We start from the raw sequence: 12,721 nt of genomic DNA on the forward strand, positions 1-12,721 counted from the left end.
ATTCATTTTCATGAGTTTGATCAAGATTCATTAGGGAAAATTCTTGAAACGGATAAGTTTACCGTTTATGCAGAAGAGTTGGATCACACGATTTTCTGCGTTGGTTATCGTGTTATGCAAAAGGACCTAGAAGGGACCTTGGATGCTGAAAAACTCAAGGCTGCTGGTGTCCCATTTGGCCCGCTCTTTGGAAAAATCAAAAACGGTCAGGATGTCGTCTTAGAAGACGGCACCGAGATCAAGGCAGCAGATTATATTTCAGCACCGCGACCTGGTAAGATTATTACCATTTTGGGAGATACTCGAAAAACAGATGCCGGTGTGCGTCTTGGTGTCAATGCAGATGTTCTTGTCCATGAGTCGACTTATGGCAAGGGAGACGAAAAGATTGCCCGCAACCACGGTCACTCAACCAATATGCAAGCTGCTCAGGTAGCGGCAGAAGCAGGAGCCAAACGACTTTTGCTCAACCATATCAGTGCACGCTTCCTTTCAAAAGACATTAGCCAACTCAAGAAAGATGCGGCAACGATTTTTGAAAACGTCCATGTGGTTAAAGACCTAGAAGAAGTGGAAATCTAGGATCTCGAGAAAGGATAAATATGTCTACGATTCTCATTACGGGTGCTAGTGGTGGTCTAGCCCAAGAAATGGTCAAACTCTTGCCCAATGATCAATTGATTTTGCTGGGTAGAAACAAGGAAAAATTAGCTCAGCTATACGGGAATCACCCACAGGCTGAATTGGTTGAGATTGATATTACCGATGGTACAGCCCTAGAAACTTTAGTAGCCGAACTCTATCAGAGTTATGGTAAGATTGATGTTCTGATTAATAACGCTGGCTACGGGATCTTTGAAGATTTTGACAAGATTTCTAATCAAGATATTCATCAGATGTTTGAGGTTAACACCTTTGCTCTGATGAACCTATCTCGTTTGGTTGCTTCTCGTATGAAGGAGATCCGAAAAGGCCATATCATCAATATCGTTAGTATGGCTGGTTTGATAGCGACTGGCAAGTCCAGTCTTTACTCAGCGACCAAGTTTGCGGCTATTGGTTTTTCAAATGCTTTACGTCTCGAACTTATGTCCTATGGAGTCTATGTGACAACGGTCAATCCAGGTCCGATTCGTACAGGATTTTTTGACCAGGCTGATCCGGATGGAACCTACCTTAAGTCAGTTGACCGTTTCCTACTCGAGCCAGATGCAGTAGCTAGAAAGATTGTCAAAACCATAGGAAAAAACAAACGGGAACTCAATCTCCCAGTATTGCTCCATTTAGCCCATAAATTTTATACTCTTTTCCCTAAGCTAGCAGATAAGTTAGCTGGGGAAACCTTTAATTTTAAGTGATGAAGCTGTTCCCTTGAGGAATGGCTTTTTTCTATATCTTTGGGCGACTATTCATCAAAAATAATCCCTGAAAATACTGGTAGTTTATCTCTATTTGATAGTTTTGGAGTATAATTGAGATTAGAACCTTCATTAGATAAATGAAGTCACAAACCAGCTAGCTTATACTCTTCGAAAATCAAATTCAAACCGCGTCAACGTCGCCTTGCCGTACTCAAGTACAGCCTACGGCTAGTTTCCTAGTTTGCTCTTTGATTTTCATTGAGTATTACCCTAGATAATGCCCTATGTATAGTCGGAGGTCGACAATGGAATTATTGACAATTGACCAAATCATTTCCCTTACCCAAGAAGAAACACAAGGGCTGGACCCTGAGATAAGAGAAGGAATTGTCCTTAACCAAACGGAACTGCCTGTGTCTGAACTGGATCGTTTGAAAAAACAACTGCAAATACAAGATTTGGATCCGATTTTTAGGAAATATATTCTGGCCTATAACTGGGGGCAGATCGGTTTTTTAAGTTACCAGTTTGGATATGGGGACGGCACTAGTCTGACTTGGTTGATCAAACGCAATTTGGAATACCATGATTATTCAACTCTACAAGAAAGCAGCTTGATCATCATTGCAAATGGAGATCCCTACACTATTTTGCTAGATTGTCAATCTGGGGCGGTCTATGCTGTTGATGCAGAGATGACCTATGATAAAAAAATATGGCTGGCACCAGATTTTCTAGCATTTGTTAGAGGCATGGGAACGGCTCAATCTGCAGTTTGGACGGGTTGTGAAAGTGACTTCATCCACTTGATGACTAGAAAATGTCATGCGTCCAGTTTGATATTCTGGCAGAGTCTTGTCGGATTTTATGATTGAAAATAGAAGGAGCAGGTCATGGAATTTATTGTAGCTGAGGAAGGGATTCCTCAAAATATCGGATGTCAGGGAGCCCTGATTGCCTATTATGGCAGTGAGATAGAATTTCATTATGAAACCGTTCCACCACACGGTGATGAGATTTTTTCTGCCAAGTTGCCTTTGTTGGGGCTTGATCTGCCCTTTTGGATCTATGGGAGAAATCTCATATTTTTAGATGCTTACTACCTCTTAGCAGAAACAGTTAAGAAAGGAACGTGGAATCCGATAACCAGTATACTCATCAACATTCATATGGGGGAATACGCCAGCCTAGATCACTGGTACAATCATATATCTATTGAGCAAGACGGTCTTGAGTTGAAAAATGATTATGATGGACAAGTCCTGACTTTGAAAACTGTTGACAATCTTCATTGGCTTGCCCTAGATGCTGTAGCAGAAGAAAGGAACTAAAGATGGCAAAGAAAAGAGTAACCTTACCCAAGGATTTTAATGAACTACTAACTGAAGGCAATATTGACCAATTAAAGGCTGTGTATGACAAGTGTGAGTTAACTGCCCATAACGGGAGATATAGTTTAAGTACGGCTCTGCATTTTGGTGGTGTTCCTGATGAGCTGGTTATATGGCTTGTCGAACAGGGCTTAGATATCAATACCCCTGATTATTATGGAGCGACTCCTTTGTATCGTCAGGCAACCATGGGGAGAGATACTGTAAAACTCTTGCTTGAATTGGGAGCAGATATTGAAAAAAGCAATACTTATGGGAATACACCTCTGCATATGGCAGCTGAGTTTTTTCATCCTAAGACCGTTGCGCTTCTTTTAGAAAAGGGAGCAAATGTCAACTCTAAAAATGATAGGGGACAGACTCCCCTAGACTCCGTTCTCACTGTCTGTCGGGGAATCTATATTGCCCAAACAGCTGAAATCGCCACAATGCTGCTGGATGCTGGTGCTAAGAAAACACCAGCCATGAAAGAAAAGGTCGAAAATATCGGTAAGGATTTTGAGTTTCATAGAGAAGGGATCAATCCCGACTATCTAGAAGCAGCAGATAAAGGTTTAGCCAAACTTTATCGTTTGTTTGATGTCAAGCCAGTAGCCAAGCGAATAACCCATGATGGCAGTGCACCAATCTTGGTTAAAGAAGGAACTTGGGAGGAGCAATATGAGGAACTATGGTCTTTCTTGATTCCTTCAAGTGGAGCAGCCAAAACTGTTCAGGGAGAAGTTATTCGTATCCCAGGTCGAGTTCGAGATGAACTGGATCGTAATGGTGGGGCCAACTGGGACAGGGACTATAGAAAAATGCTTCAGACTCTCCCTCAATATTTGTCTCTAGGAAATCCCCTTTCAGAACAAGAATTAGCAGAGACTAAAGACCTTATTGCTCAGGTTCATGGGAAAGATTTTGATGACGAGCCTCGCCTAGACCGCCTGTGTCAGCTAGCTATTGCTTGGATTAAGCAAAATCCTGAACCCTTTCTCCTAGCAAAAACAAGTTATAAGCGTTAAAAAGCATTGGAAGACAGATAAAAAAAGAAATCATGGTGAAATGATGCAACTAATTGACCAAGTTAAGAAAATAGAAACTTATATTTGTGAGTATTTTGAAGACTGGGATTTGGATGATCCCGTGGAAGAGGAACACCTAGATGATTATCAGAATATTTCTGGTGCTTCCGAGGAAGAGCTTCAAGCCTTTGAGGAGTTATTTGGTATTCGTCTACCTAGTGACTTCAAAGCGCTTTATAGCTACAAAAATGGGAGTAAATACTTCTCTATTTTACCTTGTGTGATTGACCAGAGAGAGCTGCCTTTTTCTCTCATGAGTTTGCAGGAAATGGAAAGTTGTAAAAAGTACTTTCAAAATAGAGATGCTTTATTAACAGAATTTCCCGACTATTTTTCTAGTCAAGATCTGGGAAATATGCGTGATAGTAGAATAAAGCCCTATCTTTTTAATAAAAAATGGATTCCTTTTGCTCAGTATTGTGACTCTTGTTATCTTATGCTGGATTTTGATCCAGACCGAGAGGGTCAGGAAGGGCAGATTATTTGCTACATCCATGATCCTGATGAAATTATCTATGTAGCAGAAAATCTTACGGAGTTGATTGAAGGGATAGTGGATGAGATCAAATGAACGGACAAATGTATCAGATAGCCTGTATCGTGGCAGCCGCTAGGAAGGCTTTAAAAAATGATAAAGAAATATGCTATAAGCCTGAAAAATATACAAATAAGTTGAGCTTTCAAATTTTGCCGTCAGAAAAGGGGGAAGTTATAGAACTATCTGTATCTGATTGGTTTGAAAACCTTAAGGAAAAAGGTTTGAAGGATTTACAATTATTTTGTCCTATTTCAGTTGAAGACAGAGGGATTTTAGGATTTTCCAATACAACACAGAGTGCAATTCTCTGTTTTTATAAAGATGGGAAGGCAAGTTATTTCCTATCAAATTGGAAATCTGCTTCCTCAGGCAGAGGCTGGGATGTCACCTACACCGAGTATGAATGGGAAAGGTCTTCTCAAGACATTCCTCACTATGAAAATAATCTGGAAGAATTTAAAGACATATTGGCTCGTATAGAAAATCTAGCAATTAAAATTGAATGTGACAACTTTGCCAAAGTCTTTCACTCTGCTAGAAACTTTTTGCTAGACCCAGAATCTGGTAAAGGACTGGCAGAACCTCAAATTCCACCGCAACATCTAAGCATATTTAGAGCTGCAAGTGCAGCGGATGTTTTTGGAGGAATGGGCTCCTGGAATGATGAACCTGGATGGCTGGCACAAGATAAGGGACTGGGTCAAGTATACGATGAACTTTCGGATCAATTGCTAAGAAATATTAGATCAGCCATTCTATTTGCCATCAACGAGTGGTGATGGATGAGGAGAGAGAAAATGGGGAAGTTAAAGTTAAGTCTATTGAATAAATGGGAACTAGACAAGGACTACAATAGTGTTCTCAATTCTGTCATGTTACAGGGTGGTAGAGCCTTTGTCTTGACCAGTGAGAAGGAAGCTTCCAATCTTTACTGTCTGCTTGAAGTATCACCTTTGGGTGTGAAGGAGATAGATGCTTGGGATTGTGACCATGTTTGGGAGGAAGAGCCTCTACTCTTTACAGATGGACAAAATATTGGCATCATCAAGGCTGGCAAGGAAATAGTCTATTATACTGGTGATTTTTCTAATCCAGAAATCATTGCCATAAAGGATCCGCAAAGTATACTTCCTAAAAAGGCACAAGAGAGATATTTTCAAATAGTATCAGATAGCGACCAGATACCCGTGTGTTTTGAAGATCAAGTTTATTCAAATCAGGCAAGAAACTTTGCCCTTTTAGAATTTGATAGAGAGAAAAAGCAGGCTAAGTGGACCACTTATTCGCATATTGATAAAAAATATTTAAACCACCACGACAGGAGCACAGATGCTTGTCCTAAAATCGATAGTCTGAAATGGTGGCAGCAAGAGCTTTATGCCTTTAGCTCTGGAGAAAGCCAAACCTCCGTCAATAAATGGGGCATGGACTATTATGCCCTAGTTAAAATCTCTAGTGATGGTCGTATTATCGAAAAGTTATTAGAATCTGAACATTTAAAGGCTTTAGGTAAAAAAGCTGGTGTCAATGGACTCTTTACGGATTCGCCTTATCTTATCCTGAGCCCCCTATTTAAGAATGATGACTGGAAAGGCAAGCAAAAGCTATTTTCTCTGGCAACAAGAGAACTGTGCGAAATAGCCATGCCTAGAGGAATGAGTAAACATAAGGTTCAAAATATAACAGACAACTATTGTTTAACCTTTCTGTACGACAGAGGATTAAAAGAACTTGCCCTTTGTCAGATTGACTAGGCTGTGAGGCTGATTTTGAGAGCTTTTTTATTGATAGGTGCTGAAATTTCTTGGTTAGTCTGCAGTATTTATTTTGAGCTGTTTTCTCGTTAAATTTGACCAAGTATTGCAAATCGAATCTTTAAATAGTATACTAGTTCTGTTAGTTATGAAAACGTTTGCGTTTTATTAATTTTAGGAGACAAATGATGGAATTAACAGCCATTTATCATAGACCAGAATCAGAGTATGCTTATCTTTACAAAGAAGGTCAGCTACATATCCGAATTAGAACCAAGAAAAATGATGTCCAGAAGGTTATTTTGCACTATGGAGATCCCTTTATTTTCATTGAGGATAAGTATGAAGCCAAGAAAGAAATGGCCAAAGTAACCTCAGATGCCCTATTTGACTATTGGCAGGTTACGGTATCGGTTGATTTTGCACGGATTCAGTATCTCTTTGAGCTCCTTGATGAGGAAGGTCAGGGTGTTTTCTACGGTGATAAGGGTTGTGTGGAATATACTCAAGAAAACTTGGATGCTGAAGGGAATGGCTTTAAGCTTCCCTATATTCACGAAATCGACGGATGTCAGGTTCCTAACTGGGTTTCAAATACCGTTTGGTATCAGATTTTCCCAGAACGATTTGCTAATGGAAATCCTAATTTGACCCCAGATGGAGCTCGAGAGTGGGATGCTGCCATTGCGCCTAACAGGGATGATTTTTTTGGTGGAGACTTGCAAGGGATTATCGACCATCTGGACTATCTAAAAGATTTGGGAATCACTGGACTTTACCTATGTCCGATTTTTGAAGCTACAACCAATCACAAGTATGATACGACGGATTATTTTGAAATTGACCGTCACTTTGGGGATAAGGAAGTTTTTGCTAACCTAGTCGAGGAAGCTCACAAACGTGGCATCAAGATTATGCTAGATGCTGTTTTCAATCATATCGGCTACCAGTCTGCCCAATGGCAGGATGTTCTAAAGAACGGAGAAAAGTCACCTTATAAGGATTGGTTCCATATTCAAGAGTTTCCAGTTACTGAGGATAAACTTAAGAACCCAAGAAAGCTACCGTATCATACCTTTGCCTTTGCTAGCTATATGCCTAAGTTAAATACAGCCAATCCTGAAGTCAAAGACTATCTTCTCAGTGTTGCAACTTACTGGATAGAGAATTTTGATATTGATGCTTGGCGTTTGGATGTTGCAAATGAAATCGACCATCAGTTCTGGAGAGATTTCAGAAAGGCAGTTCTCGCTAAAAAGCCTGATTTGTATATCTTAGGTGAAATCTGGCATACTTCCCAGCCTTGGCTAAAAGGGGATGAGTTCCATGCTGTCATGAACTACCCGCTCTCTGAAAGTATCAAGGATTATTTCTTGCGTCAGCATAAAAAGACAGAGCAGTTCATTTCAGAAATCAACAGCCAGTCTATGTACTACAAGCAACAAATCTCAGAGGTGATGTTTAACCTTCTGGATTCTCACGATACAGAGCGTATCCTCACAACTGCCAAAGGAAATCTCCAACATGTCAAGGCTGCTTTAACCTTCCTCTACCTTCAAAAAGGGACTCCTTGTATCTATTACGGAACAGAGCTTGCATTAATAGGTGGACCAGATCCCGACTGCCGTCGTGTCATGCCTTGGGACCGTGTGTCTGAGGACAATGATATGCTGAATTTCATGAAGAAATTAATCAAAGTCCGTAAGGAAGTGGCAAGTATGATTCAGCATGGAAATTATAGCTTGCAAGAAGTGAAACCAGATGTTCTAGCTTTGAAATGGAGCTATGAAGAGAAAGAAGTTCAAGCCATCTTCAATCAGTCTTCTGAGAAATATACTTTAGACAGAGATTCAGTTGATTTAGCGAGTCATTGCCAGTTTGAAGATGGTCAGCAAGTCATCTTGCCAGATGGATTTGTGGTTTATTTAGATTCGATTTAAATCGATTTTAACTCCAGTATAGGTTTGTTTTAAACGAGAAAGGGAAGAATGATGGAAAAACTTCAAGTTTCCGAAGAATGGTTGCAAAAATACCAAGAAATCAAGCATATTTTGACCTCGTCTGTCAATTATGCAGCATGTTTTGAGACGAAAGAAATAGACGGCAAGGAAGTCTTTGTCCTAGATATGGGGGAAGTGACCTTCCCAAGTGGAGAAATATTAGTTAGGGATCCCTTGGTCTGGCTCCGTAGGAATGAAAAACCCTATCTAGAGACAGTTCCCAAAGGAACATTTCCACTCAAAACCTTAGTAGTCAAGATCGAAGAAGATCATTATCGGTATGTTGCAACAAGAGTTCAATTTACAGATAAGCTTCCAGTTGTCTACTATGAAGCCTTAATTGGCAATGAAAACCTGGATTCGGTTGAAGAAGATTCTTATTTTGGGTTTTCAGTCGATGCAGGCTTGGCAACTATTGTGGATGTTGAGACTAAAAATGCCTACTGTGATTTTGAAGAAAAATGGTATCAAGAAAATCCTGAAAAAAACATCTATGATGATTTCTTTGCGGAAATTTTTGCTCAAAATGCCATAGAATATCCCCTATATCAACGAGAAGGCGGTGATTGGATTAACTTTAAAATACCAGATACAGACCTGACTATTCCAATGATTCAGTCTGGTTTTGGAGATGGAAATTATCCTGTTTACTTTGGCTATGATAAGGATCACCAACTATGTGATGTGGTTATCGAGTATATCTATCTTGGATAAGGAGTTGGATGATGGCACTCAAGGAAGTTTATGATTATTTTCGTCACTATGATAAGGAAACTTATCAAGTTGTCGCCTGCATGGGCAATGAACCATCGGAAGAAGATGTTCAGGATTTTGAAAATCAATACGGCATTCGTCTGCCAGAAGATTTCAGGGAATTCACCATGTCATCTCTGGGAGGTCTCTTTATGGAAGTCAGGGAAGAGCTATGGTCAAGAGCCAAGGCTTACGATGTAGCCCCTTTTTGGACCTTCTGCCGAGGTATCAAGGTCTTGGGGATCGCCAATGGCATCCCAGACTTCTTAGACATTCGAATAAAAACCAAGGAATTACATGATTTAGGGTTTGTTGACTATATTCCATTTCTGTCTATCATCGGGGATGGAGATGTGATTTTCTGCTTTGATAAGGACAATCATATAGTAGCTCTAAATTGGTATAATAGTGGCGAAACTGAAGAGCTTGAATGTGATTTTTCAGAGCTTTTGCTTCAGCAAATTGCCGAGTTAGAAGAACGTAAAAATGAGATGGTCAAGCTACTGGAAAAGGGGAAAACAAGTCAATAATCTAATAGGAAATGTTAGTTTGATAGACCGTAAAAGAGGTTGGGATAAAAGATCCCGACCTCACTTTTTATTAGCAATCAAACTTTGACGCGGTAGCTGATTGAACTTTCTGTTCGTCTTTTATACTCTTCGAAAATCAAATTCAAACCACGTCAGCGTCGCCTTGCCGTACTCAAGTACAGCCTGCGGCTAGCTTCCTAGTTTGCTCTTTGATTTTCATTGAGTATTAGACTCCAAAAATCTCCTAATCATCCTCGCGGGGCTGGGACTACGAAATCGAGACTTTGTCTATCGATTTCTGTCCCACTGCCTTTTTTAGTAAAATCATTCACTAAATGTACATTCAGATTTTCAAAGTTTTCTACTAATTATAGAAAAAAGAATCAAAAGTATGATTTTTATGCTGCCAGTATTGAAGTTTCTTATATTATTTTATAAAATAGAAGCAAAATACTACTGAAAAAGTAGAGCGCTTACATAAAATTGGAAGCGGTTACGAATATAAGGAGGATCTTATGGGAAAAGATCATTGGAATCGAAAAAGAGTGTACAGTATCCGAAAATTTACCGTTGGAACTTGCTCTGTAGTTATCGGCACTTGCTCAGTCTTATTTGGAGCAAGTGTAGCTGGTGCAAACCAAGTTTCAGCTGATGAAACTCCAATTGCAGTTGCTACAGAAAAAATAGAGGATGATTCTCATAAAGAGGAACTTGGTGAAACAAGAAGTCTAGAACAACCGGCATCAACTGAATCAGCTGCAAGTGAAGTTGCTACACCAGCTCATGCAGTTGAAAAGGCACAGGACGACCAAACTGTACAATCAGATTCTGATAAAAAAGTGGATTCCATGTTAGATAAGAAACCTCAAGCAATTACTCAAGATCAATCTGCTCAAACGGAAAAACCGGACCTAAAACCGGCTACCAGTGAGGAGGTAAATCAATTGGTTGAGGACCGTAAAATAGAATTTAACCAAAACTGGCATTTTAAACTCAATGCCAATGCCAAAGACGCTATCAAACCAGATGCAGATGTATCAAGCTGGAAGAAATTAGACCTTCCTCATGACTGGAGTATTTACAATGACTTCGATCATGATTCTCCTGCCCAAAACGAAGGTGGCCAACTCAATGGTGGTGATGCTTGGTATCGCAAGACCTTTAAACTAGATGAAAAAGACCTTAACAAGAATGTTCGCCTAGTCTTTGATGGTGTTTATATGGATTCGCAAGTCTATGTAAACGGTCAGCTAGTTGGTCACTATCCAAATGGTTACAACCAATTCTCTTATGACATCACTGATTATCTCAATAAAGACGGTCGTGAAAATGTCGTGGCTGTACATGCGGTCAATAAACAACCAAGTAGCCGTTGGTACTCAGGAAGTGGTATTTACCGCGATGTTACCCTTCAAGTCACAGATAAGGTTCATGCTGAGAAAAATGGAACAACGATCTTAACACCAGACCTTGAAAAACAACAAAATGGTAAGGTTGATACTCATGTAACAAGTAAGATCGTCAATACAGATGACAAAGATCATGAAATTGTTGCTGAATACCAAATTATTGAAAGAAATGGTCAGGCTGTAACGGACGTGGTTCGTACAGATAGCCAAGTCTTGAAAGCTCATCAATCAACTAGCCTAAATGCTATTTTACAAGTTGAGAAACCAAAACTCTGGACAGTCCTTAACGATAAACCAGCTCTTTATGAATTAGTGACTCGTGTTTATCGTGACGGCCAATTGGTCGATGCCAAGAAGGACTTGTTTGGTTACCGTTACTATAACTGGACACCAAATGAAGGCTTCTCTTTGAATGGTGAACGCATTAAATTCCATGGAGTTTCTCTTCACCACGATCACGGAGCTCTAGGGGCTGAAGAAAATTATAAGGCAGAATACCGTCGTCTGAAACAGATGAAGGATATGGGTGTCAACTCTATCCGTACAACCCACAACCCAGCTAGTGAGCAGACCTTGCAGATCGCTGCAGAACTAGGTTTGTTGGTGCAAGAAGAAGCCTTCGATACTTGGTACGGTGGTAAGAAACAGTATGACTACGGACGTTTCTTTGACAAGGACGCTACTCACCCAGATGCTAAAAAAGGTGAAAAATGGTCTGACTTTGACCTACGTACAATGGTCGAAAGAGGCAAGAACAACCCTGCTATCGTCATGTGGTCTATCGGTAATGAAATCGGTGAAGCAGACGGAAAACCTCGTTCTCTAGCGACTGTTAAACGCTTGGTGCAAGTGATCAAGGCTGTTGATAAAACACGCTATGTCACTATGGGAGCAGATAAGTTCCGTTTTGGTGATGGTAGTGGTGATCATGAAAAGATTGCCAACGAACTTGATGCGGTTGGATTTAACTATTCAGAAGACAACTACAAGAAGCTTCGTGCGAAACATCCAAATTGGTTGATTTACGGTTCAGAAACTTCTTCTGCGACTCGTACTCGTGGTAGCTATTTCCGTCCAGAAAGTGAGCTAGTTCATAGCAACCAAGCTTACCGTCATTATGAGCAATCAGACTATGGTAATGACCGTGTTGGTTGGGGTAAAACAGCCACTGCATCTTGGACTTTTGACCGAGACAATGCTGGTTATGCTGGTCAGTTTATCTGGACAGGTACTGACTATATCGGTGAGCCTACTCCATGGCACAACCAAAACCAAACTCCAGTTAAGAGTTCTTACTTTGGTATCGTAGATACAGCTGGCATTCCAAAGAATGATTACTACTTGTACCAAAGCCAATGGGTTTCTGCTCAGAAGAAACCAATGGTTCACCTCCTTCCTCACTGGAACTGGGAAGATTCTACTCTGAAAGCAAATGTAGCGGACGCAGATGGTAAGATTCCTGTTCGTGCATTTTCAAATGCTGCCAGTGTGGAACTATTCTTGAATGGTGAGTCCCTAGGTAAGAAAACCTTTAACAAGAAACAAACAAGCGATGGCCGTACTTACCAAGAAGGTGCCAATGCAAATGAACTTTACCTTGAGTGGAAGGTTGCTTATCAACCTGGAACCTTGGAAGCAGTAGCTCGCGATGAGGCTGGTAATGAAATCGCTCGTGATAAGGTTACGACTGCTGGTGAACCTGCAGGTGTTCGCCTAGTCAAAGAAGAAAATGCTATCGCAGCAGACGGAAAAGATCTCACTTATATTTACTACGAAATCGTTGATAGCGCTGGTAATGTAGTTCCAACTGCCAATAACCTTGTTCGCTTCCAGTTGCACGGCCAAGGTCAGATTGTCGGTGTGGATAACGGGGAACAAGCAAGCCGTGAACGTTATAAAGAGCAAGCTGACGGTTCAT

General features: G+C 40.5%; 11 protein-coding genes and 1 pseudogene. All 12 read left to right on the forward strand.

Features of this window, described 5'->3' with window-relative positions; translation table 11 throughout:
* Positions 1–582, forward strand: a pseudogene (locus tag SINDD18_RS11160) (MBL fold metallo-hydrolase); the annotation flags it as partial.
* Positions 583–602: 20 nt separating this feature from the next.
* On the forward strand, positions 603–1,358 hold the full coding sequence (locus tag SINDD18_RS01265; protein ID WP_061862809.1) for an SDR family NAD(P)-dependent oxidoreductase: 756 nt from the start codon (positions 603–605) through the stop codon (positions 1,356–1,358).
* Between the two features lie 308 nt (positions 1,359–1,666).
* A complete protein-coding gene (locus tag SINDD18_RS01270; protein WP_061862810.1) occupies positions 1,667–2,236 on the forward strand; it encodes a hypothetical protein in 570 nt (189 codons plus the stop codon).
* 18 nt (positions 2,237–2,254) lie between these two features.
* Positions 2,255–2,692: a hypothetical protein gene (locus SINDD18_RS01275; RefSeq protein ID WP_061862811.1), complete on the forward strand. Its 438-nt coding sequence runs from the start codon at positions 2,255–2,257 to the stop codon at positions 2,690–2,692.
* Between the two features lie 2 nt (positions 2,693–2,694).
* Positions 2,695–3,759 (forward strand): ankyrin repeat domain-containing protein, encoded by a 1,065-nt coding sequence (locus tag SINDD18_RS01280; RefSeq protein ID WP_061862812.1) that lies wholly within the window; start codon positions 2,695–2,697, stop codon positions 3,757–3,759.
* Positions 3,760–3,802: 43 nt separating this feature from the next.
* Positions 3,803–4,390, forward strand: a complete 588-nt coding sequence (locus SINDD18_RS01285) for an SMI1/KNR4 family protein (protein ID WP_061862813.1) — start codon at positions 3,803–3,805, stop codon at positions 4,388–4,390.
* On the forward strand, positions 4,387–5,136 hold the full coding sequence (locus SINDD18_RS01290; protein WP_061862814.1) for a hypothetical protein: 750 nt from the start codon (positions 4,387–4,389) through the stop codon (positions 5,134–5,136). The genes SINDD18_RS01285 and SINDD18_RS01290 overlap by 4 nt, the downstream gene beginning before the upstream one ends.
* Before the next feature lie 18 nt (positions 5,137–5,154).
* Positions 5,155–6,111 carry a hypothetical protein gene (locus SINDD18_RS01295; protein ID WP_061862815.1) on the forward strand — a complete coding sequence of 319 codons (957 nt, stop codon included), beginning with the start codon at positions 5,155–5,157 and terminating at the stop codon, positions 6,109–6,111.
* 188 nt (positions 6,112–6,299) lie between these two features.
* Positions 6,300–8,051, forward strand: coding sequence for a glycoside hydrolase family 13 protein (locus SINDD18_RS01300; protein WP_061862816.1), 1,752 nt, complete (start codon positions 6,300–6,302; stop codon positions 8,049–8,051).
* A 51-nt stretch (positions 8,052–8,102) separates the two neighbouring features.
* Positions 8,103–8,825, forward strand: a complete 723-nt coding sequence (locus SINDD18_RS01305; RefSeq protein WP_061862817.1) for a DUF4241 domain-containing protein — start codon at positions 8,103–8,105, stop codon at positions 8,823–8,825.
* 11 nt (positions 8,826–8,836) lie between these two features.
* On the forward strand, positions 8,837–9,394 hold the full coding sequence (locus tag SINDD18_RS01310) for an SMI1/KNR4 family protein (protein WP_060956049.1): 558 nt from the start codon (positions 8,837–8,839) through the stop codon (positions 9,392–9,394).
* A 515-nt stretch (positions 9,395–9,909) separates the two neighbouring features.
* Positions 9,910–12,721 (forward strand): sugar-binding domain-containing protein (locus tag SINDD18_RS01315; protein WP_153014397.1); only part of this gene is annotated, 2,812 nt, incomplete at its 3' end.

Origin of the sequence: Streptococcus infantis (assembly GCF_001579645.1) — a bacterium.
Taxonomy (GTDB): Bacteria; Bacillota; Bacilli; order Lactobacillales; family Streptococcaceae; genus Streptococcus; species Streptococcus infantis_E.

Coding starts and splice junctions, on each gene's coding strand:
- SINDD18_RS01265 (WP_061862809.1), top strand. CDS start 603: ATGTCTACGATTCTCATTACGGGTGCTAGTGGTGGTCTAGCCCAAGAA.
- SINDD18_RS01270 (WP_061862810.1), top strand. CDS start 1,667: ATGGAATTATTGACAATTGACCAAATCATTTCCCTTACCCAAGAAGAA.
- SINDD18_RS01275 (WP_061862811.1), top strand. CDS start 2,255: ATGGAATTTATTGTAGCTGAGGAAGGGATTCCTCAAAATATCGGATGT.
- SINDD18_RS01280 (WP_061862812.1), top strand. CDS start 2,695: ATGGCAAAGAAAAGAGTAACCTTACCCAAGGATTTTAATGAACTACTA.
- SINDD18_RS01285 (WP_061862813.1), top strand. CDS start 3,803: ATGCAACTAATTGACCAAGTTAAGAAAATAGAAACTTATATTTGTGAG.
- SINDD18_RS01290 (WP_061862814.1), top strand. CDS start 4,387: ATGAACGGACAAATGTATCAGATAGCCTGTATCGTGGCAGCCGCTAGG.
- SINDD18_RS01295 (WP_061862815.1), top strand. CDS start 5,155: ATGGGGAAGTTAAAGTTAAGTCTATTGAATAAATGGGAACTAGACAAG.
- SINDD18_RS01300 (WP_061862816.1), top strand. CDS start 6,300: ATGGAATTAACAGCCATTTATCATAGACCAGAATCAGAGTATGCTTAT.
- SINDD18_RS01305 (WP_061862817.1), top strand. CDS start 8,103: ATGGAAAAACTTCAAGTTTCCGAAGAATGGTTGCAAAAATACCAAGAA.
- SINDD18_RS01310 (WP_060956049.1), top strand. CDS start 8,837: ATGGCACTCAAGGAAGTTTATGATTATTTTCGTCACTATGATAAGGAA.